Below are 21646 nucleotides of genomic sequence, written 5' to 3'. Positions count from 1 at the left end.
AGAAACCCTTATGGCATCAGGGTGTCAGGTAGCTAAAGTAAAACTTTGGCTACCTGTAATTTATGCTTTATGACGGTTATCAGGCAGGAATATGGTTAACATCCCAAGAAGCGGCAGGAAAGCGCAGATTTTATAAACCAGGAAGATGCTGGTGTGATCCGCAACCATCCCCAGCACTGCTGCACCAAGCCCGCCCATGCCGAAGGCGAAACCGAAAAAGAGTCCGGAAACCATACCGATACGGCCAGGCAGCAGCTCCTGAGCATAGACCAGAATGGCGGAAAATGCGGAGGCGAGGATAAAACCAATAATCACGGTTAAAATCCCCGTCCATTCGAGGCTCGCGTACGGCAAAATAAGGGTAAACGGCGCTACGCCGAGGATAGAGCCCCAAATGACATATTTACGCCCAATCTTATCGCCCACAGGCCCGCCAATGACCGTACCGGCCGCAACGGCGAACAGGAAGGCAAACAGGTGGATCTGCGCGTTCTGTACCGATAATCCGAATTTTTGCATCAGATAAAAGGTGTAATAGCTGCTGATGCTCGCCATATAGAAGTATTTCGAGAAAATCAGTACCAGCAGCACAGAGACGGCCTGGATAACCTTATTGCGCGGCAGGGGATTGATAACCCTGGCTTTAGGTTTCCCTTTATTCACGCGATGTTGAGCGGCATACCAGCGGCTGATCTGCGCCAGCACGATAATGGCCAGCAGTGCGGCCAGCACAAACCATGCCACGTTGCCTTTACCATAAGGGGCAATAATCACCGCGGCCAGCAGCGGACCCAGGGAGCTACCAAAGTTACCGCCTACCTGGAAGAGTGACTGCGCCAGACCGTGACGCCCCCCTGAAGCCATACGCGCCACGCGCGAGGACTCCGGATGGAAGACGGACGATCCGGTGCCTACCAGCGCGGCGGCAACCAACACCGCTTCAAAACTCCCCGCCATGGCCAGCAGCACCAGCCCGCTTAAGGTAAAGCACATGCCAATCGGCAGCGACCACGGCATCGGGTATTTATCCGTCCAGTAGCCCACCACCGGCTGCAGCAGTGAGGAAGCCAGCTGGAAGGTCAGGGTGATCATCCCTATCTGCACGAAAGTTAACGAAAACTCGGACTGCAGCAGCGGATAAATGGCCAGAATCAACGACTGGATCATGTCGTTGAGCAGGTGCGAGAGACTGATTGCGCCTAAGACTTTAAAGGAGGTGCGCGACGCCGGTGCGCCCGGAACGGGCTGGGTTGATTCACTGATTGCCATAGAGAGAAGTACCACGTCTTTAGTTATTAGAGATGCAGGGTGTAATTATTATCCGACTAACATACCCGCCCGGGACATTTGAAGAAAGTCGCAATTCTGAAAACTTATTTGTCTATTCTTGTTAGTCACTGTAATTTTTGCCTTTGTCTATTGGTCAGGGAGAGAGAAGATGAAGTTAATGAAGCGGGGCGTCGCGCTGGCGCTCATCGCCGCATGGGGCCTGGCAAGCCTGCCCGCGCAGGCGTATGAAAAAGACAAAACCTATAAAATCACCATTCTGCATACTAACGATCACCACGGTCATTTCTGGCGCAGTGAATACGGCGAATATGGTCTGTCGGCACAAAAAACACTGGTGGACGGCATTCGCAAAGAGGTGGCTGCCCAGGGCGGCAGCGTGCTGCTGTTGTCGGGTGGCGATATCAATACCGGCGTGCCGGAATCCGATTTACAGGACGCCGAACCTGATTTTCGCGGCATGAACCTGATTGGCTACGACGCGATGGCCGTGGGTAACCATGAGTTTGATAACCCGCTGACCGTGCTGCGTCAGCAGGAAAAATGGGCCAAATTCCCCTTCCTCTCCGCCAATATTTACCAGAAAAGCACCGGCGAACGCCTGTTTAAGCCCTGGGCGCTGTTTAAGCGTCAGGATCTGAAGATCGCGGTCATCGGCTTAACCACCGACGATACGGCGAAAATTGGTAACCCCGAGTTCTTTACCGATATCGAATTCCGCAAACCGGCAGACGAAGCGAAGCTGGTGATTCAGGAGCTGCAGCAAAACGAAAAGCCGGACGTGATTATCGCCACCACGCACATGGGGCACTACGACAACGGTGAGCACGGCTCCAATGCCCCCGGCGACGTAGAGATGGCGCGCAGCCTGCCTGCGGGCTCGCTGGCGATGATTGTGGGTGGTCACTCACAAGATCCGGTGTGTATGGCCTCGGAGAACAAAAAGCAGGTGGATTACGTGCCGGGCACGCCGTGCGCGCCGGACCGTCAGAACGGTATCTGGATTGTTCAGGCGCACGAGTGGGGTAAATACGTGGGCCGGGCGGATTTCGAGTTCCGTAACGGCGAGATGAAACTGGTCCATTACCAGCTCATCCCGGTCAACCTGAAGAAGAAAGTCACCTACCCTGACGGGAAAAGTGAGCGCGTACTTTACACGCCAGAGATCGCAGAAAACCAGCAGATGCTCTCCCTGCTGACGCCGTTCCAGAACAAAGGCAAGGCACAGCTGGACGTGAAGATCGGCACGCTGAACGGTCGCCTGGAGGGGGACCGCAGTAAAGTTCGCTTCGTGCAGACCAACATGGGCCACCTGGTGCTGGCGGCGCAAATGGCGCGTACCGGCGCTGATTTTGGCGTGATGAGCGGCGGTGGCATTCGTGATTCCATCGAAGGTGGCAACATTACCTATAAAGACGTCCTGAAGGTGCAGCCGTTCGGCAATCTGGTGGTCTATGCCGATATGAGCGGGAAAGAGGTGATTGACTACCTGACCGCCGTGGCGCAGATGAAGCCGGATTCCGGGGCCTATCCGCAGTTTGCCAACGTCAGCTTCGTAGCGAAAGACGGCAAGCTAAACGACCTGAAGATCAAAGGCGAACCGGTTGACCCGGCTAAAACGTACCGTCTGGCGACGTTAAGCTTTAACGCCACCGGCGGCGACGGCTATCCGCATATTGATAACAAACCGGGATACGTGAATACCGGCTTTATCGATGCGGAAGTGCTGAAGCAGTTCATCGAGCAGAATTCGCCGATTGACGTGAATGCGTATGAGCCGAAGGGTGAGGTGAGCTGGCAGTAGTGTGGCGGTATTGCCCGGTGGCGCTGCGCTTACCGGGCCTACGGGTGCAAAATGTAGGCCGGGTAAGGCGTAGCCGCCACCCGGCTTTTTTTACTCCCGGCGCGCAATATCCGCAAACTTCGCGTCCAGCATTTTCGCCAGATCGCCCGCCGCCAGCTCAATATCCAGCCCGCGTTTGCCGCCGGATATAAAGATGGTGTCAAACTCCTGGGAAGGCGCATCGATCAGCGTCGGCAGGCGTTTTTTCTGCCCGAGCGGACTGATCCCGCCCACCAGATAACCCGTGGTGCGTTGCGCCACCATCGGATCCGCCATATCCACCTTCTTCGCCCCCAGCGCTTTGGCGACTTTCTTCAGATCCAGCTGTCCCGCCACTGGGGTAACCGCGACGGCGAGGTGTTTCATGTCACCGTTCACCGCCACCAGCAGCGTTTTATAAACCTGGTCCGCGTTCAGGTCCAGCTTGCGCACCACTTCATCACCAAAGTTGGTTTCATTCGGATCGTGATCGTAAGTGTGGATCCGGAAAGAAATTTTGTTTTTTTCGAGTAATTTAACGGCGGGAGTCATAGCTATCCTTCTTACGACAGACAAATCATGCCTACAGCATACGCCTGACGTTTGTCTAAAAAATAGCACCATCTTGCGCAATAGTATTGGCAGTGATGGTCACTTTGAGCGACAATCGGCTCAACCGAAGGTCTCCTTCGGCATAATAAAAACGATGAAATTCCTCTTTGACGGGCCAATAGAAATATTGGCCATTTTTTTATTTTAGCAACGACGGCAAATTCCCTTCTCCGTACAAATGTAACGCCCCAACCGCCACCACGTAATGCCCCGCAGGTAAAGCATGCAGCGTCTGCCGCCAGGCTTTGTTGCGCGCACTCATCAGCACATCATACAGCGATTCGCTGAACGTCGACGGTAACGCCAGCTTACCGTCCTCAGGCGGCGCATCCAGCCACCAGCCAATCATGGTCTGCAGCAGGCGTGCGTTAGTGTGCCAGTGGGTCAACGTATCATCCAGCAGCATCAGACCGTCGTCAGGAAGTTGTCGCAGAAGCGCAATCTGGCTATCCGTCCCTTCCAGCTCGATGATGGGCAGGCTGCGCGCTCTTGCCGCGTTCAGCAACTGGTAATCAATGCCGTAGTCACCGCGCAGTCCCAGACGCTGGGCCTGCGTAGCCTGCAGCACCATCGCAATTTGCCAGAGCGGCAGGGGGTCAATCATGGAGAGCGACACGCCGGTTTCATCGGCGACGCGCGTCAGTTCCGCAAGCTGGGCATCATCCAGACGTTCCGCCAGGGGGAGATCGCTCTCGAGCCCGGCAAACGGTGACTCCTGACCCGAAATGTCCGCCTCAACGACCAGCGCATCGGCGTGTTTCAGCAGTTTAATCAGGTCGGGTGGCAGGGGAGACATATCCTGCGTACCCATATGGATGCTGCCGACCAGGTGCAGGTGTTGTCCGCCGGGGAGAGAAATATCCAGACCGGGCCAGGCATAACGGCGAGGAAAGAGGGCGCGAAACGATGCTTTTATACGATTAAACAGACTCATACGCGCTCCATGAACGGAAAGGTTCATGCTAGCGCGTACGGGTACAAGGTTCAATCCTTCGGTTTAAAGCGCAGCAGGCGGTTGGCGTTGCTCACCACGGTAATGGAGGAGAGCGCCATCGCCGCACCCGCGACCACCGGGTTAAGCAGCGTGCCGGTCAGCGGCCACAAAATACCGGCTGCGATTGGGATACCGAGGGTGTTATAGACGAACGCTCCCAGCAGGTTCTGCTTCATGTTGCGCAGCGTGGCTTTTGAAATGGCCAGCGCGTCGGCAACCCCCATCAGGCTATGGCGCATCAGCGTAATGGCAGCGGTTTCAATGGCGACATCGCTCCCGCCACCCATGGCAATCCCCACGTCCGCCTGGGCCAGCGCCGGGGCATCGTTGATGCCGTCGCCGACCATCGCCACCTGACGACCCTGACTTTGCAGTTTCTTGATGGCGTCCGCTTTACCGTCAGGCAGTACACCTGCAATGACCTCATCAATTCCGGCTTCTTCCGCAATGGCGTTGGCGGTGGTCGGGTTATCCCCGGTCAGCATCACCAGACGGTAGCCCGCACGGTGCAGGCGCTGCAGGGCGTCCACGCTGTCCTGACGAAGCGGATCGCGCACGGCCAGCAGCGCGGCGGCTTTGCCATCCACCGCCAGCAGAACCGGCGTGGCGCCCTGAGACGCCTGCGCTTTCAGCTCGTTTTCCAGCGCGGCGGTATCAATGCCGTTTTCATTGAGCAATGCCTCGTTGCCCAGCAGCAGCGCGTGGCCTTCTGCTTCACCGCTGACGCCGAGCCCGCGCAGGGTGCGGAAATTGCTGACCTGCGGCAGGGCAGAAGCATTCGCTTTATCGAGAATGGCGCGCGCCAGCGGATGGCTGGAACCTTGCTCCAGCGCGGCGGCGAGGCGCAGCGCGTCCTCTTGCGCAATGCCTGCGGTAGTGACGGCCACCACCTGCGGTTTGCCTTCGGTCAGCGTGCCGGTTTTATCAAACACCAGCGTGTCGAGGGTGCTGGCCCGCTGCAGCGCGTCTGCATCCCGCACCAGTACGCCAAATTCAGCCGCGCGGCCTACGCCGGAGATAATCGACATCGGGGTCGCCAGGCCAAGGGCGCAAGGACAGGCGATGATCAGCACCGTGGTGGCGATCACCAGGGTGTAAACAATCTGCGGTGCGGGGCCGAAGAAATACCAGATAGCTGCGCTCAGCAGGGCAATGCCGACCACCACCGGCACAAAAATGGCCGAGATTCTGTCTGCGAGCTGGCCAATTTCCGGCTTGCTGCTCTGCGCCTGGCGCACCATGCGGATAATACGCGACAGCGTCGTGTGGCTGCCGACGGCGCTGGCGGTGAACAGCACGCTGCCGTCCTGCACCACCGTGCCGGCATGAACGGCGTCGCCGTCTGATTTCTGCTGGGGGATAGGCTCGCCGGTCAGCATCGCTTCATCCAGCCAGGCTTCGCCCTGGGTTATCTTACCGTCAACGGGAACGCGATCGCCCGTGGTCAGACGCAGCGTCATGCCGGGCTGAACTTCCGCCAGCGGGACGCTTTTTTCCCCCTCGTCCGTGACCACGCGGGCCGTCGGCGGGGTTAAATCAAGCAATCTTTCCAGCGCTTTCGAGGAGCGCTGACGGGCGCGGGCTTCCAGCATGTGGCCTAAGTTAATCAGGCCGATAATCATCGCGCTGGCTTCATAATAGAGATGTCGCGCCTCCATCGGGAACCACTGGGGCCAGACGTTCACGCTCATCGAATAAAGCCACGCCGCGCCGGTACCGAGCGCCACCAGCGTATCCATCGTTGCGGTGCGGTTTTTCAGGCTCTTCCAGGCGCTGGTATAGAAATGCCCCCCTGCAAACACCATCACCGCAAGGGTAATCAGACCAATCACCAGCCACTGCGTGCGGTTGTCAGCGGTGACCATCATGTTGTCGCCGATCATCCCCCACACCATGACCGGCACCCCGACCAGCAGGGCGACAATCGCCTGCCAGCGGAAGCGCTTCATGGTGGCAATAGCCGTTTCCTGCTGGCGCTCGCGGCGCTCGGCATCATCTTCGATGGCCTCCGCGCCATAGCCCGCTTTCTCAACGGCCTGCACTAAATCTGCGGCGGAGGCACTGCCCATCACCAGCGCAGTACGCTCCGCAAGATTGACCCGTGCCTGCGCGACGCCCGGTACGGCCTGCAAGGCGTTTTGTACCCGGGAAACACAGCTGGCGCAGCTCATGCCGTTGATCAGCAGCTGTTGGCTGTCATCAATATCATCAGCTGCCGGAAGCTCAGGAGTGGCCGCTGTCAGTGCTTCCGACGGGGATGATGACTCTGCCAGCGGTTTAGCCTTTGGGTGGCTTAACTCCGCCCCGTAACCGGCCTGCTTGATGGTATCGATCAGCGCATCCGCGCTGGCGCTGCCGGTCACGGCGGCATGATCGATAGTCACGTCAGCGCTTTCAACATCAGGGCGCTGTTCCAGGCTTTCTTTAACGCGTTTGACGCAGTGGCCGCAGGAGAGGCCGTCCAGCGTCAGGTCGATAGTGTGAGACATAACAAAACTCCCGTATAATATGTTGGTCAGTTGTTGACCGGAGTAACGCTTTTCGCTAACTGTTATGAAGGTTAAACCTTCCATCAAGGGGAAGGTCAAGGGGGAAATGTGAATATCAGTGATGTTGCGAAAAAAACCGGATTGACCAGCAAAGCGATTCGCTTTTACGAAGAGAAAGGGCTGGTGACGCCACCGCTGCGTAGCGAAAACGGCTACCGCAGCTATACGCAGCTGCATCTTGATGAACTGACGCTACTGCGCCAGGCAAGACAGGTGGGTTTTAATCTGGAAGAGTGCGGCGAGCTGGTTAACCTGTTCAACGATCCGAAGCGCCACAGCGCTGATGTGAAAAAACGCACGCTGGAAAAAGTGGCCGAGATTGAACGCCATATCATTGAGCTGCAGGCGATGCGCGAACAGCTGCTACAGCTCGCGGAATCCTGTCCGGGGGATGACAGCGCCGACTGCCCGATTATCGACAATCTTGCCGGCTGCTGTCATCGTAAGGCCTCTGCCTAACAGGCTTTCACCCGCAGGGTAATACCTTCCACCGCAATGACCTCAACCCGCGTGCCGGCGCTGAGGTCATCGTCAGCCACGACAGGCCATGAGCTGTCGCCCACCCGCATGTGCCCTCGCCCGTTCACCAGCGCGGTGTCGAGCGTGAAACGCTGGCCGACAATCTGCTGTCCGCGCTGGTTGAGGTGTGCGTCCACCGGTTTCTGCTCTTTTACCTGTCGGTTAAGCCAGCGCCACCACAGCCACGCGGCGACCAGCGTCAGCACGGCAAACAACGCCCCCTGCCACGTCCAGTCAAGCGGCAGAAGCCACACGACCAGCCCGGTAATGACAGCGGCAACACCGCTCCAGAGCAGGTAGCCGTTGCCGCCCAGCATCTCAGCGGCCAGCAATAAGCCACCGAGGCTTAGCCAGAAGGCATGAGGATGTGCGACGATGAGCTCAATCATTTTTTACGCTCGTTTCCGCTGTCTTTAATCAGTTCGGCAATACCGGCGATAGAGCCCATCAGGCTGCTGGCATCCAGCGGCATCATCACCACCTTGCTGTTGTTCGCGGAGCCAATCTCTTTTAGCGCGTCGGTATATTTTTGCGCGACAAAGTAGTTCACGGCCTGGATATCACCGGCCGCAATTGCCTCAGACACCATCTGGGTGGCGCGGGCTTCCGCTTCGGCCGAACGTTCACGCGCTTCAGCCTGTAAGAATGCAGATTGACGCTCGCCTTCCGCTTTCAGGATCTGCGACTGTTTTTCACCTTCCGCTTTGAGGATCTCAGCCTGACGCACCCCTTCGGCTTCCAGAATATAGGCGCGCTTGGTTCGCTCGGCCTTCATCTGGGCGTTCATGGAGGCGATCAGCTCAGCCGGTGGGCGCACGTCGCGGATCTCGATACGGGTGACTTTGATCCCCCACGGGTTCGTTGCCTCATCGACAATGTGCAGCAGGCGGGTATTGATGCTGTCGCGCTGGGAGAGCATCTCGTCCAGCTCCATCGAGCCGAGCACGGTACGGATGTTGGTCATCGTCAGGTTGACGATCGCCAGTTCCAGGTTGCTCACTTCATAAGCCGCTTTCGGCGCATCAATCACCTGAATAAAGCAGACTGCATCGATGGTGACGTTGGCGTTATCTTTAGAGATTATCTCCTGGGAAGGAATGTCCAGCACCTGTTCCATCATGTTGATCTTGCGACCAATTCTGTCCATGAACGGAACAATCAGGCTTAAGCCTGGCTGGAGCGTGTTGGTGTATCGACCGAAACGCTCGACGGTCCACTGATAACCCTGAGGGACAATTTTGACGCCTGCGCCCACAATAACCAGCGCAACGAAAATAAGGACAGGAACAACGATAAGCATAAAAACCTCCTGTTTTGCATGCTGTGACGAGAGATGTGTGTGTTTATTGCTCGTAAGTATAGGTAAAGTCAGAGATGAATCCATCACCCGCCTTCGCGATGGCTTTGGACAATCCCTGGTAGTAATTCTCCAGCCCCAGCGCTTCGATACGCTGGATCTGTTCGCGGATAGGGGCGCAGAACAGAACAGCATTCCCCGCTTCTACGCGCTTGTTATTGGGGGGAAGGTCGCCCGCAATGGCTTTGAACCACGTTCTGATACCTTGCTTTAAATTATGCGGCGCTTTTGTCAGGTTATCCATGCCCGTCAGGACCTGCAGAGTGGGGAACTCATCGGCCAGCACGGCGGTTTTCATGCGAGCAAAGAACTGGCTGAACAATTCAAACGATCCCAGGTCGGTCACGCGCGGTTTGGTGGTTTTACCGTTTTTATTGCCGATTTTCCCTGCGGCTGACGCTGCGGCCGGAACCGCATTCACCTTTTCCAGCTCCAGCCCGAATAACAAATTACAGTGCGCACGGCGCTCTTTCAGCGGGTAGGACATCAGCACGTCAATGAACCGGGTGGCTTTCACATCCGCAAGATCGTGGTTGATAAGCCACTGGGTGCGAGAAAATTCAGCCGGAGAGACGAACCAGTCGGGTACCTCATTGAAACGTTTTGATTTTCCCTTCCCGTCAAATTCCAGGAAGTGTGTCCCGTTGTCGAAGGCGAAATAGCAATTTTTGAAACTGCCGATCGTGGTGTTTACGATGAGCGCCTTCTTAACAAAATCCACCACCTCTGCACCAATGACAAAACGCGTGAGTTCCGACGATTTGATGACTTCCATTAATGTTTCGACATCAGGAACACCAGGCTTCAGGGAAGGAAACTCATAAAAGATATGTGCCATGTCGCATACTTCCTGTAGTGATGGTGGTGACAAATAACAAACAAAAAGTTTAACACTTGCTTAAGCGTGAGGCTATTCGCTCTGTGCAGGGGAAAGGATTATGCTACAGACGTTTCTTACAATAAGCGGTTAACGGAAGCGCAATGAACGATAAAAAAAACGTATTACATCTCAGGGATGTCGGATTTCGTGTCGGGGAAAACATTATTCTTCAGCACGTCGGGTTTAGCCTGTCGCCGGGCGAGTTTAAATTAATCACGGGCCCTTCAGGCTGCGGTAAAAGCACGCTGCTGAAGATTGTAGCCTCACTCCTCAGCCCGACGGAGGGAACCATTCTTTTTGAAGGACAGGATATCGCGACACTGTCCCCGGAAAGCTATCGCCAGCAGGTCTCCTATTGCGTGCAAACCCCCACGCTTTTTGGCGATACGGTCTATGACAACCTGATTTTCCCGTGGCAAATCCGCAATAAAACGCCGGAGCCGGAAAAATTTATCAGCGATCTGGCCCGCTTTGGCCTGGCGCAGGAGACGTTAACCAAATCCATTACTGCGCTGTCGGGCGGAGAAAAGCAGCGCGTCTCGCTGATCCGTAATCTGCAGTTTTTACCGAAGGTGTTGTTGCTGGACGAAATTACCAGCGCGCTCGATGACGTCAACAAGCGCAACGTCAACGAGATCATTCATCGCTATGCTCGGGAGCAGAATATTGCCGTGCTGTGGGTGACGCACGACGCTAACGAAATTACCCATGCGGATGACGTGATTACGCTCCAGCCGCACGGCGGGAAAATGCAGGAGGCCAACCGTGGGTGAGCATAACATTACCAATGAATCCCTGGCATTTTCGATGGTGCTGGTATTGATTGCGATTGTGGTCAGCTACCGGGAAAAGCTGGGGCTGGAAAAAGATATTGTGTGGAGTATCTGCCGCGCGGTGATTCAGCTCATCATTGTCGGCTATGTGCTGAAGTATATATTCAACGTTAACCACGCGGTGCTGACGCTGCTGATGGTGCTGTTTATCTGTTTCAACGCGGCGTGGAATGCGAAAAAGCGCAGTAAATACATTGATAAGGCGTTTATCTCGTCGTTTATCGCGATTACCACCGGGACGGCGCTCACCCTGGCGGTGCTGGTGCTCTCCGGCTCGATTGCGTTTACGCCGATGCAGGTTATCCCTATCTCCGGGATGATTGCGGGGAACGCCATGGTGGCCGTTGGGCTGTGTTATAACAATCTCGGCCAGCGTTTTAGCAGTGAACAGCAGCAGCTACAGGAGAAATTAAGCCTGGGGGCGACGCCTAAAGTAGCCTCGGCGCGGCTGATTCGTGAGAGCATTCGTTCATCGCTGATCCCCACTGTAGATTCAGCCAAAACGGTGGGGCTGGTGAGTCTGCCGGGCATGATGTCGGGGCTGATTTTTGCCGGTATCGATCCGGTAAAAGCGATTAAGTATCAGATCATGGTGACGTTTATGCTGCTTTCCACGGCAAGCCTGTCAACCATCATTGCCTGTTACCTGACCTATCGGAAGTTCTACAACGCGCGCCACCAGCTGGTGGTGACGCAGTTGAAAAAGACGGGGTAACATCGGCTTTTGTAGGCCCGGTAAGGCGAAGCCGCCACCGGGCTTTTTTTTATCAGTACAGCAACGCATACAGCTGACGACGATACTTCGACGCCAGCGCGTCTCCGGTGCCCAGCGCGGCCAGGATCTCCTGGAACATTTTACGTGCCTGACCGTCTGCGGCGGCGAGGTCTTTTTGCAGATGGCTGAACAACAGCTCCAGCGCCTCTTCGTTACGGCCCACCTGGTGCAGCTGCAGCGCCAGCTGGCTTGCCAGCGCGGCATCGGCCGGGTTGTCGGCGACCTGCTGCTGCAGTTGCTGAATTTCCGGGGTGTCCGCCGCCTGTTTCAGCAGCTCAATTTGTGCGACCAGACCCTGATAGCGGGTGTCCTGATCCTGCAGGGGAACCGTTTTGAGTACCGCTTCCGCGTCTTCTGAACGGTGCAGGGCGATCTGCGTTTCCGCCAGCAGCAGGCCAATCTGGCTGTTCTGATTCGACAGCTGCCACGCCTCTTTAAGCAGCGGCAGCGCCTCGTCGTATTTGCCTTCCTGCATCAGCGCCATGCCTTCCTGCGCTTTCAGCTCTTCTTCGCGCGGCAGCACTTTATCCAGCAGAGCGCGGATAGCCTCTTCCGGCTGCGGCCCCTGGAAGCCATCAACAGGCTGACCATTCTGGAACAGATAGACGGTTGGGATAGCGCGCAGACCAAACTGAGACGCCACCATCGGCTCGGCGTCACAGTCCAGCTTAGCGAGAATGAACTGACCGTTGTACTGGGCGGCAAGGCTTTCCAGTACCGGCGTCAGCTGCAGACAGTGTTGGCTGCGTTCAGACCAGAAGTAAAACAGCACCGGTGTGGTCATCGACTGCTCAAGGGTCTGTTGCAGGTTTGCTTCGGTAATATTGACGATATTCTGTACGGACATGCGGCTTTCTCTTTTGTCGGTTTGTTCTTTACATGGGGATGCGCGTCGTCGCTTCAACTCAACCGTGTAAAATTTTGTCCATCATCCGGCCCGGCAGCAGGCGTTTTAACCAGCCTACGGCGTGGGTGACCAGCGTCACCGGATAGCGCATTTTGGGATGTTCACTCTCAAAAGCATGGCGCACTTTGGCAGCAACCGCTTCTGGCCCGAGGGTAAAACGTGCGGCAATGCCGGGGTTCTCGACCGGTTTATCCGCCTGCGTCTGGTTCACGTTGTCGGTAAAGCGGGTGCGGATCGGGCCGGGTTCAATCAGGCTGACCTTAATGCCGCTGTGGCGTAGCTCCATGCGCAGGGCGTCGGACCAGGCCTCCAGCGCATATTTGCTGGCGGCGTAGGCGCCGCGGCCCGGGGTGGAGATCAGCCCCATCACTGACGATGTCATCACGATGCGCCCTTCACCGTGCGGCAGCATCGCGGGGAGCAGACGCATGGTGAGCTGATGCACGCCGAAGAAATTGGTCGAAAACTGTTTCTCCAGCGTTTCGCGGGAGAGCGTATCCAGCGGGCCATACACGCCGTAGCCAGCATTGTTAAAGAGCCCGTACAGACGATTGTCGGTCAGCGCGATCACTTCATCTGCGGCGCGTTCCACGCTCTCCGGCGAGTCCATATCCAGCAGCACGCCGGTAAAGCCCAGCCCGTTCATGCGTTCGACATCGTCGGGTTTGCGACAGGCCGCCAGGACCCGAAACCCCTGGCGCTTCAATTCGAGCGCGCTTTCCAGGCCGATTCCACTGGAACATCCTGTAATTAAGACCGATTTTTGCATAACTTTACCTGTCAGGATCTCCGCTTAATCAGGAGTCATGTTTAACTAAAGGAGCCAGCCGCGTTGCCATCCAGTCGGCAATAAACGGCTGAGCATCGCGATTGGGGTGGATCCCGTCGTCTTGCATCCACTGGGGTTTGAGATAGACCTCTTCCATGAAAAATGGCAGCAGCGGAATATCAAACTCTTTGGCAAGCTTAGGGTAGATCGCGCTAAAGGCCTCATTATACCGACGACCGTAGTTGGCGGGCAGGCGAATTTGCATCAGCAGCGGTTGAGCGTTTGCCGCCTTGATGTCCTGCAAAATGGTGCGCAGCGTGTGTTCCGTTTGCTGAGGCTGGAAACCGCGCAATCCATCATTGCCGCCAAGTTCAACCAACACCCAGCGCGGCTGATGCTGTTTGAGCAGTGCATGCAGGCGCGACAGGCCCTGCTGCGAGGTATCGCCGCTGATGCTGGCGTTGATTACAGACGTTTTGCTCTGCCATTTGTCATTGAGCAGGGCGGGCCAGGCCGCGCTGGCCGCCATGCGGTAGCCTGCGCTCAGGCTGTCGCCGAGAACCAGTAACGTGTCCGCTGCCGCCGCGCGGAAGGTCATCAGAATCAAAAACAGGAAGGGCAAATGCCAGCGGAAAACAGTGTTGAAGTTCATCATCTTAAGAAGTCCGTCGGTCAGGGGGAACACGAGCTTTCCATCCTTACTGGAGTTGAACTCGTTGTCAAACGCGCTGAAACCATCGCGCTGATTGGCGAATCCGGTTCCGGTAAGTCCACGCTGCTGGCGATTTTAGCCGGTCTGGACGACGGCAGCAGCGGTGAGGTCCACCTTGTCGGACAACCGCTGCATCAGCTTGATGAAGAGGCGCGGGCCGCGCTACGTGCGCGTCACGTTGGTTTTGTCTTTCAGTCCTTTATGCTGATCCCGACCCTGAACGCGCTGGAAAACGTCGAACTTCCGGCGCTGTTGCGCGGTGAAAACAGCCGTGAAAGCCGCACGCATGCAAAGGCGCTGCTGGAACAGCTCGGTCTGGGGAAACGTCTCGACCATCTTCCCGCGCAGCTTTCCGGCGGTGAGCAGCAGCGCGTGGCGCTGGCGCGGGCGTTTAACGGCCGTCCTGAAGTCCTGTTTGCCGATGAGCCCACCGGTAACCTTGACCGTAAAACCGGAGACCGGATTGCCGACCTGCTGTTTTCGCTCAACCGTGAGCACGGCACCACGCTGCTCCTCGTGACCCACGATCCGCAGCTCGCCGCCCGCTGCGACCGTCGCCTGCGGCTGGTCAACGGTATTCTTCAGGAGGAGGCATGATTACCCGCTGGTTCTGGCGCGAGTGGCGTTCCCCCTCGCTGCTGATAGTCTGGCTGGCGCTAAGCCTGGCGGTGGCCTGCGTGCTGGCGCTCGGCAGCGTCAGCGACCGCATGGAAAAAGGGCTCAGCCAGCAGAGCCGGGAGTTCATGGCGGGGGACCGGGCGCTGCAAAGCTCCCGCCCGGTGCCGTCGGGCTGGATTGAAAAAGCGCGCAAAGAAGGGTTGAAGGTGGGAGAGCAGGTAAGCTTCCAGACCATGACCTTTGCGGGCGACACGCCGCAGCTTGCCAGCGTGAAGGCCGTGGATGATATCTACCCGATGTACGGTGACTTACAAACCAGCCCGCCGGGATTAAAGCCGACGCCTGGTACGGTGCTGCTGGCATCACGTTTGATGGCGCTTCTGAACCTGAAACCCGGCGACAGCATCGACGTTGGCGACGCCACCCTCAAAATTGCCGGGGAAGTGGTGCAGGAGCCTGACGGCGGCTTTAACCCGTTCCAGCTTGCGCCGCGCCTGCTGATGAACACCGCGGATGTCGCGGCAACCCATGCGGTACAGCCGGGCAGCCGCGTCACCTGGCGCTATAAGTTTGGCGGCACGCCTGCCCAGCTTGACGCGTATGAAAAATGGCTTTTGCCGCAGTTAAAACCGGAACACCGCTGGTACGGGCTGGAGCAGGACGAAGGGGCACTCGGTAAATCTCTTGAGCGTTCTCAGCAGTTCCTGCTGCTTTCGGCATTGTTGACCCTGCTGCTGGCGGTGGCGGCGGTTGCCGTGGCGATGGGGCACTACTGCCGCAGCCGTTACGACCTGGTGGCGATCCTCAAAACCCTGGGGGCGGGCAGGGCGCAACTGCGCAAGCTGATTGTCGGTCAGTGGCTGATGCTGCTGGTTCTGTCCGCGCTGACCGGCGGAATAATGGGGCTGCTGTTTGAAAAACTGCTGATGGTGATGCTGAAACCGGTGCTCCCGGCCGCATTGCCGCCAGCCAGCCTCTGGCCGTGGCTGTGGGCGATTGGCGCGATGACGGTGATTTCACTGCTGGTGGGGCTACGTCCGTACCGCCTGCTGCTCGCGACGCAGCCGCTGCGCGTGCTCCGCAACGATGTGGTGGCGAACGTCTGGCCGCTGAAGTTCTATCTTCCGGTGATTATTGCAGTGGCGGTGGGACTTCTGGCGTGGCTGATGGGGGGCAGCACGCTGCTGTGGGCGGTACTGGCCGGGGCGATTGTGCTGGCGTTGCTCTGCGGCGTGCTGGGCTGGATACTGCTCAACGTCCTGAAGAGGCTGACGGTAAAATCCCTGCCCGTGCGCCTGGCGGTCAACCGCCTGCTGCATCAGCCCTGGTCAACGCTCAGCCAGCTGTCGGCCTTTTCGCTGTCGTTTATGCTGCTGGCGCTGCTGCTGGTGCTGCGCGGCGATCTGCTCGATCGCTGGCAGCAGCAGCTTCCCCCGGAAAGCCCGAACTATTTCCTGATCAATATCGCACCTGAGCAGGTCGCGCCGCTGAAAGGCTTCCTGTCGGAACATCACATTATCCCTGAGTCGTTCTATCCCATCGTTCGCGCGCGTCTGACGCAGATCAACGGTCAGCCAACGGAGGGGAACAAGGACGAGTCGCTGAACCGCGAGCTGAACCTGACCTGGCAGGAGAAACGCCCTGACCATAACCCGATAACCGCCGGCACCTGGCCGCCAAAAGCGGGGGAGGTGTCGATGGAAGAGGGGCTGGCGACGCGCCTGAACGTGAAGCTCGGGAACAGCGTGACCTTTACCGGCGATACCCAGGATTTTACCGCGAAAGTCACCAGCCTGCGCAAAGTGGACTGGGAAAGCCTGCGGCCAAACTTCTTCTTTATCTTCCCTGCGGGCGCGCTGGACGGTCAGCCGCAGAGCTGGCTGACCAGCTTCCGCTGGGAGAACGGCAACGGCATGCTGACGGCGCTTAACCGGGAGTTTCCGACGGTCAGCCTGCTGGATATTGGGGCGATCCTGAAGCAGGTGGGGCAGGTTCTGGAGCAGGTGAGCCGTGCGCTGGAGGTCATGGTGGTGCTGGTGACTATCTGCGGCGTGCTGTTGCTGCTGGCCCAGGTGCAGGTGGGTATGCGACAGCGCCATCAGGAGCTGGTGGTCTACCGCACGCTGGGCGCGGGTAAGCGGCTATTGCGGGCGACGCTCTGGAGCGAGTTTGCGCTGCTGGGGCTGGTGTCGGGTCTGGTGGCGGCCATTGGCGCAGAGACGGCGCTGGCGGTGCTGCAGACAAAGGTCTTCGACTTCCCCTGGGAGCCTGACTGGCGCCTCTGGTTGATCCTGCCTCTCTGTGGCGCGGTGCTGCTTTCTCTCTGCGGAGGCTGGCTCGGCACGCGGCTGTTAAAGGGCAAAGCCCTGTTCCGTCAGTTTGCGAGTTAATTTAGAACAGTGATAGTTGCGCACCGGGTTTTAATGCCGGTGCGCAGTATTTAAATAGCACAAAGTGATAATACCCACTCATTTAGTAGCACAAAACATTAAAAACCCGACCACACAGCCCGATTATTTCCAGTTAATATTCACCCGCTAAATATTTAGCAGCGTGTCTATTAAGGAAAGATAATGACTATAAAAAAATCAGCGCTGGCGGCAACGATCGGCGCGGCAGTGGCATTGACTACGTTCGCTTCTCAGGCGGAAATCACCGTTCTTAAGCAGGATCCTCAGGCGGGTAACCCGCTGAGTCGCCTGAACTTCACCGTTGGCGGCAGTATCCGTCCTCAGTTCCAGAACATGACCGGCGACGACGGTAAAAACAGCTACAAGCGTAACGGCTTTGACGGTGGCACCCGTTTCCGTTTCGCGGCTGATTACTACCTGTTTGATGACATCAGCTGGGTAAGCTACTACGAGCTGGGCGTGAACTTCCCTGCAATGTTCAACTGGGACAACCACCACAGCGAAAGCGACCACGACACGACGCGTCGTATGCTCTACACCGGTCTGAAGAGCGACACCTGGGGTACGCTGACCTTCGGTCAACAGAACAGCGTTTACTATGATGTGGTGGGCGTGAAAACCGATATCTGGGACTACGACATGATCGGTCAGGCGCCAGGTAACGGGATCAAAGGCGATTACGACGGCTCTTACCGTTCACGTAAAATGCTGAAATATAAGAAAACCGTGGGCGATGCCGACATCTATGCATCCTACCTGTTTGAAGACAGCGAATACCTGCCGGGCAACGGCCTGCGCTACAAGCGTAAAGGCGGCGGTTCACTGGGTCTGGATTATCACCTGACCACCGATCTGACCTGGGGCGCCGCGTGGAACTACACCCGTGCGGACATGCGTAACCCGGACAACGGCGACAGCAAAACCTACGACCAGAACATCCTCGGTACTGCGCTGAGCTGGACGCCGGACAACTGGACTTTCTCCGTTGGCGGCGGCTGGTACCAGAACTTCATGACCACCAAAAAAGTGTCTGTTAACGACTACTTTGCGGGTGACGCGTGGGGTATTGAATACTTCGCAGGGTACAAATTCCCGGTCGGTCAGTACGCGGTTAAATCCATCCAGCCTTACTTCATGGGCGACCGTATTGACTACGTGAACGGCCGTAACTACCAGCGCATCGACAACGGCGTGGGTATCAGCTTCCAGCTGGATTACGGTTTCCGCGTGGATTACGAACACGTGTTCACCTCCAGCACCGACAACCTGGGCGACATGAACCTGGTGCGTCTGCGTTACGACTTCTAAGCCGTCTTGTAGGGTGCGGCCTGATGCCCTCACCCTGACCCTCTCCCACGGGGAGAGGGAACAAACATTAAAAACGGCAACCCTGGTTGCCGTTTTGCTTTTACCTCGCCACCCGGCTTTTTTTCAGCGATTAAGCCACTCGGCAACGTCTTCAAACGTCCCGCGATACACAATCTTTTCTGCTTTTTTCTCCAGCTGATAGCTGTACATCGGGTCGTAATAGTCCTTCAGCAGCGGCGCAAGCCAGCTGAAGTGCGCGTTCGTGCTGCCAGAGCGTTGCTGTTCCAGCAGCGCGGAATCTAACAGCGCGGTGAATTCTGCATACCGCTGCAGCCCCAGACGGCGGCGAATGGCGAACAGGCCGTGGTGCAGATACTCGCTGTACTCCTTCCAGCCCGCTTCTTCACCGTAGGCAGCAGAAAAATCTGCCCACATATGGTCGAAATACTCTTCGCGCAGGCGCTCCAGGCGGACGTCAAACGGGTCTTCGACGACAGCGATAGGGGCTTCAACCATGCGGTCGCGCAGGCACTCCGGCAGGTGGTTGGAGCCAATCATCCGGCCTTCATCTTCCAGCACCCAGCGCGCGGCGTCTTTTTTCAACAGTTTAACCGCAAGGTGGTTTTCAAAGCTGGCCTGGGAAAGCTGCGGCGTGAGCGTGCGGCCAAACGACGAACCGCGGTGGTGCGCCAGCCCTTCGAGATCGATGCCCTGCGCGTGCTGCTTCACCAGCAGCGTTTTACCGTTTCCGGTACAGCCGCCGATAAGCACCATCGGCTTTTGTGACTGCTCAATCGTCACCTGAATCGCCGTCTGACGCAGGGCCTTATAGCCGCCGCGGATCAGCGGGTAGTCGATGCCCGCCTCTTTCAGCCAGGCCTGCGAGATATGCGAGCGCTGGCCGCCGCGCGCGCAGCAGAGAAAGCCCTCAGGATGGGCAAGGCTGGCCTGGCGCCAGGCGTTGATGCGTGCCTCACGCGTCTCGCCGTTCACCAGGCTATGGCCGAGCGCCAGCGCGGCCTCGGGACCCTGGCGTTTATAGCAGGTGCCGACGGCAGCGCGCTCGTCATCATTCATTAAAGGCAGGTTGAACGCCGCAGGCATCGCGCCTTGGGCAAATTCGATCGGCGCGCGAACGTCGATTAAAGGGGTATCAGACGCGAGGATCGCGCGATAGTCCGTTCCATCGTTCATGGTTATTCCAGAAGAAAACTCAGCAGCAATGGGCGGGGATTGTACGCCGGGGAAGGGGAAGGTCAACTCCCCGGCGTAGATGTCTTACTTGAGCTTTGATTGTGCCCAGATAATACCGCTCGCATATTCCGGCGGCAGGAGCGGGATCATGGCTTCCAGGGTGGCGCTCAGGCGGCCCGTGTCGCTGTCGTTCAGGTTCAGGTGACCGACCTTACGACCCGCGCGAACCTCTTTGTCATACCAGTGCAGATGCACCAGCGGCAGCTTCAGCCAGTCGTAGTTCAGATCGGTGCCGATCAGGTTGATCATCACCGACGGACTGTCCACCACCGGCTGCGGCAGAGGCAGGTCGGTGATCGCGCGCAGGTGCAGCTCGAACTGGCTGATGGACGCACCGTTTTGCGTCCAGTGACCGCTGTTGTGCACGCGCGGCGCAAGTTCGTTGATCAGCAGACCGGACGGGGTGATAAAGCACTCCATCGCCATGACGCCCACATAACCCAGTTCGTGCATGATGGCAGAGAGCATATCTTCCGCCTGCGCCTGCTGGTCAGCATTGGCGTGCGGGAAGGCCACGCTGGTGCGCAGGATGCCGTCCTGATGCAGGTTATGCGTCAGCGGATAAAAGACGGTATGCCCGTCATGCCCGCGCGCGCCAACCAGCGACACTTCACCGCTGAAGTTGATGCCCTGCTCAACGATGCACTCACCGTAGCAATCGTCCGGCAGCTCGGCGGTGTCGTTCGCGCGCAGACGCCACTGACCGCGGCCGTCGTAGCCACCCACGCGGCGCTTCACGATTGCCAGCTCGCCCAGCATCGCGAAAACGTCATTCCACTCGCTTTTATCGGACAGGAGCTGCCACGGTGCGGTCGGCAGACCGAGCTTGTCGAACAGCTGCTTTTGCGTCAGACGGTCGGCAATGATCGGGAACACATCGCGGTTAACGAAGGCGTTATGACGCGCCAGCTCGCGGGTCAGGGCCGTTTCCGGCCAGCGTTCGATCTCGGCGGTGATCACGCTCTGGTGGAACGGTACGGCTTCCGGTTCAGCATCCAGCCCGACGGGCCAGACGGCAATACCCAGTGGTTCGCCAGCCTGACGCAGCATGCGGCCTAACTGGCCGTTCCCGAGGACGCAAACCTGCTTCATGCCGCACCCCGCGGGTCCGGATTGTCCAGCACGTCGTCGGTCTGGGCTTTACGCCACTCAGCCAGACGCTGATGTAATGCTTTATCGTGCGTCGCAAGAATTTGCGCCGCCAGCAGGGCTGCGTTTGCGGCACCCGCTTTGCCAATCGCCAGCGTGCCGACAGGAATACCGCGCGGCATCTGGACGATGGAGTAGAGGCTATCCACGCCGCTTAACGCGGCGCTTTGTACCGGGACGCCCAGAACCGGCACCAGGGTTTTGGCGGCAATCATGCCAGGCAGATGTGCTGCGCCGCCCGCACCGGCAATGATCACCTCATAACCGTTCTCTTCGGCGCTTTCGGCGAAGCTGAACAGTTTGTCCGGTGTACGGTGCGCGGAGACCACTTCAACGTGGTGCGGAACATTCAGGATTTCAAAGATTTCGGCGGCGAACTGCATGGTAGCCCAGTCGCTTTTGGACCCCATCACGATGGCGACACGCGCCGGATTATTGCGGGAAGACATGCGTCTTAAAACTCCTGTGGTGCGAAACACACTGCTTTCGAGGGCACAGAGAATAGCATGTTATACGGGCAAGGAAAACGGTTGCGCGGTTAAATCTTGAGCCGTTGTTGCCATCAATTCATAACAAAACAGACCGCGTTCTGGCGGTCTGTTTTCGTCAATCGGCAATGATTATTTAGTCAGTTCTGCGGTCATGTAAACGCGGTTGTTGACCTTCGCGCTCGTAATTTTATAAGAGGCACCCTGTTCGGCGGCCTGCGCGGCAATTTTCGCTTCTGCGCGGTCAAGGGTAGATGCGGTTGCGCTCACGCTCTGAGCGAAAGAACCGAAAGAAACCAGGGAGAGAGCAGCAACTGCAACGAAAGTTTTGATGGATTTCATGGTCGTATTCCTTAAGCATTTTGTCTGGGATAGGGCGTTTTGCCCTGATGTGATAAATAA

The 21646-nt window shown here is 57.5% G+C and carries 21 protein-coding genes; 7 read left to right on the top strand and 14 right to left on the bottom strand.

Annotated features, from left to right (window positions below; translation table 11 throughout):
- Positions 1 to 60: 60 nt before the first annotated feature.
- Positions 61 to 1269 carry an MFS transporter gene (locus tag FU672_RS16060; RefSeq protein ID WP_148244004.1) on the bottom strand — a complete coding sequence of 403 codons (1209 nt, stop codon included), beginning with the start codon at positions 1267 to 1269 and terminating at the stop codon, positions 61 to 63.
- A 169-nt stretch (positions 1270 to 1438) separates the two neighbouring features.
- On the opposite strand from FU672_RS16060, the gene ushA reads away from it, so the two are divergent.
- Positions 1439 to 3091: a bifunctional UDP-sugar hydrolase/5'-nucleotidase UshA gene (ushA, locus tag FU672_RS16055; RefSeq protein ID WP_148244003.1), complete on the top strand. Its 1653-nt coding sequence runs from the start codon at positions 1439 to 1441 to the stop codon at positions 3089 to 3091.
- Between the two features lie 90 nt (positions 3092 to 3181).
- Here ushA and ybaK read toward each other — a convergent pair whose 3' ends face one another.
- The 3 genes from ybaK to copA all read right to left on the bottom strand — a co-directional run bounded on the left by ybaK (position 3182) and on the right by copA (position 7204).
- The gene (ybaK, locus tag FU672_RS16050; RefSeq protein ID WP_148244001.1) at positions 3182 to 3661 is read right to left on the bottom strand and encodes a Cys-tRNA(Pro)/Cys-tRNA(Cys) deacylase YbaK; all 480 of its coding nucleotides are present in this window, start codon (positions 3659 to 3661) and stop codon (positions 3182 to 3184) included.
- 199 nt (positions 3662 to 3860) lie between these two features.
- On the bottom strand, positions 3861 to 4655 hold the full coding sequence (locus FU672_RS16045) for a TraB/GumN family protein (RefSeq protein WP_148243999.1): 795 nt from the start codon (positions 4653 to 4655) through the stop codon (positions 3861 to 3863).
- Between the two features lie 50 nt (positions 4656 to 4705).
- Positions 4706 to 7204, bottom strand: a complete 2499-nt coding sequence (gene copA / locus FU672_RS16040; RefSeq protein WP_148243997.1) for a copper-exporting P-type ATPase CopA — start codon at positions 7202 to 7204, stop codon at positions 4706 to 4708.
- 108 nt (positions 7205 to 7312) lie between these two features.
- On the opposite strand from copA, the gene cueR reads away from it, so the two are divergent.
- On the top strand, positions 7313 to 7723 hold the full coding sequence (cueR, locus tag FU672_RS16035; RefSeq protein WP_023310618.1) for a Cu(I)-responsive transcriptional regulator: 411 nt from the start codon (positions 7313 to 7315) through the stop codon (positions 7721 to 7723).
- Here the strand turns inward: cueR and FU672_RS16030 are convergent.
- The 3 genes from FU672_RS16030 to FU672_RS16020 are packed head-to-tail and all read right to left on the bottom strand — an operon-like array spanning position 7720 to position 9978.
- Complete coding sequence (locus FU672_RS16030; RefSeq protein ID WP_148243995.1) at positions 7720 to 8172, bottom strand: NfeD family protein; 453 nt, start codon at positions 8170 to 8172, stop codon at positions 7720 to 7722. The genes cueR and FU672_RS16030 overlap by 4 nt on opposite strands.
- A complete protein-coding gene (locus tag FU672_RS16025; RefSeq protein ID WP_148243994.1) occupies positions 8169 to 9083 on the bottom strand; it encodes an SPFH domain-containing protein in 915 nt (304 codons plus the stop codon). The genes FU672_RS16030 and FU672_RS16025 overlap by 4 nt, the downstream gene beginning before the upstream one ends.
- A 43-nt stretch (positions 9084 to 9126) precedes the next feature.
- On the bottom strand, positions 9127 to 9978 hold the full coding sequence (locus tag FU672_RS16020) for a hypothetical protein (RefSeq protein WP_148243992.1): 852 nt from the start codon (positions 9976 to 9978) through the stop codon (positions 9127 to 9129).
- Positions 9979 to 10121: 143 nt separating this feature from the next.
- On the opposite strand from FU672_RS16020, the gene fetA reads away from it, so the two are divergent.
- Positions 10122 to 10793, top strand: coding sequence for an iron efflux ABC transporter ATP-binding subunit FetA (gene fetA / locus FU672_RS16015; protein WP_148243990.1), 672 nt, complete (start codon positions 10122 to 10124; stop codon positions 10791 to 10793).
- The gene (gene fetB, locus FU672_RS16010; protein WP_047650470.1) at positions 10786 to 11568 is read left to right on the top strand and encodes an iron efflux ABC transporter permease subunit FetB; all 783 of its coding nucleotides are present in this window, start codon (positions 10786 to 10788) and stop codon (positions 11566 to 11568) included. Before fetA ends, fetB begins: the two co-directional genes overlap by 8 nt.
- A 52-nt stretch (positions 11569 to 11620) precedes the next feature.
- On the opposite strand, the gene FU672_RS16005 is transcribed toward fetB, so the two are convergent.
- From FU672_RS16005 to tesA, 3 genes are read right to left on the bottom strand one after another with little or no spacing between them, the layout of a single operon-like run.
- Positions 11621 to 12475 (bottom strand): co-chaperone YbbN, encoded by an 855-nt coding sequence (locus FU672_RS16005; protein WP_148243988.1) that lies wholly within the window; start codon positions 12473 to 12475, stop codon positions 11621 to 11623.
- 58 nt (positions 12476 to 12533) lie between these two features.
- Positions 12534 to 13304: an SDR family oxidoreductase gene (locus FU672_RS16000; RefSeq protein ID WP_148243986.1), complete on the bottom strand. Its 771-nt coding sequence runs from the start codon at positions 13302 to 13304 to the stop codon at positions 12534 to 12536.
- 28 nt (positions 13305 to 13332) lie between these two features.
- Positions 13333 to 13956, bottom strand: coding sequence for a multifunctional acyl-CoA thioesterase I/protease I/lysophospholipase L1 (tesA, locus tag FU672_RS15995; RefSeq protein WP_187360821.1), 624 nt, complete (start codon positions 13954 to 13956; stop codon positions 13333 to 13335).
- Here tesA and ybbA point away from each other — a divergent pair.
- From ybbA to FU672_RS15980, 3 genes are all read left to right on the top strand, one after another.
- Positions 13927 to 14613 (top strand): putative ABC transporter ATP-binding protein YbbA, encoded by a 687-nt coding sequence (ybbA, locus tag FU672_RS15990; protein ID WP_148243982.1) that lies wholly within the window; start codon positions 13927 to 13929, stop codon positions 14611 to 14613. The two genes, tesA and ybbA, sit on opposite strands and share 30 nt — an antisense overlap.
- The gene (ybbP, locus tag FU672_RS15985; protein ID WP_148243981.1) at positions 14610 to 17024 is read left to right on the top strand and encodes a putative ABC transporter permease subunit YbbP; all 2415 of its coding nucleotides are present in this window, start codon (positions 14610 to 14612) and stop codon (positions 17022 to 17024) included. The genes ybbA and ybbP overlap by 4 nt, the downstream gene beginning before the upstream one ends.
- 183 nt (positions 17025 to 17207) lie before the next feature.
- A complete protein-coding gene (locus FU672_RS15980) occupies positions 17208 to 18353 on the top strand; it encodes a porin (protein ID WP_148243979.1) in 1146 nt (381 codons plus the stop codon).
- A 123-nt stretch (positions 18354 to 18476) separates the two neighbouring features.
- Here the strand turns inward: FU672_RS15980 and mnmH are convergent, their stop codons facing one another.
- From mnmH to FU672_RS15960, 4 genes are all read right to left on the bottom strand, one after another.
- Complete coding sequence (gene mnmH, locus FU672_RS15975) at positions 18477 to 19547, bottom strand: tRNA 2-selenouridine(34) synthase MnmH (protein WP_148243977.1); 1071 nt, start codon at positions 19545 to 19547, stop codon at positions 18477 to 18479.
- Between the two features lie 84 nt (positions 19548 to 19631).
- Positions 19632 to 20699, bottom strand: a complete 1068-nt coding sequence (purK, locus tag FU672_RS15970; RefSeq protein WP_148243976.1) for a 5-(carboxyamino)imidazole ribonucleotide synthase — start codon at positions 20697 to 20699, stop codon at positions 19632 to 19634.
- Positions 20696 to 21205 (bottom strand): 5-(carboxyamino)imidazole ribonucleotide mutase, encoded by a 510-nt coding sequence (purE, locus tag FU672_RS15965; RefSeq protein WP_148243974.1) that lies wholly within the window; start codon positions 21203 to 21205, stop codon positions 20696 to 20698. Before purE ends, purK begins: the two co-directional genes overlap by 4 nt.
- A 171-nt stretch (positions 21206 to 21376) precedes the next feature.
- Positions 21377 to 21586, bottom strand: a complete 210-nt coding sequence (locus tag FU672_RS15960; protein WP_148243972.1) for a YdgH/BhsA/McbA-like domain containing protein — start codon at positions 21584 to 21586, stop codon at positions 21377 to 21379.
- Positions 21587 to 21646: the final 60 nt, after the last annotated feature.

Origin of the sequence: Enterobacter asburiae, assembly GCF_008080435.1 — a bacterium.
GTDB lineage: Bacteria > Pseudomonadota > Gammaproteobacteria > Enterobacterales > Enterobacteriaceae > Enterobacter > Enterobacter asburiae_C.
Note: the sequence above shows the minus strand (reverse complement) of the source record. Positions and strands in the feature narration are given on the sequence as shown.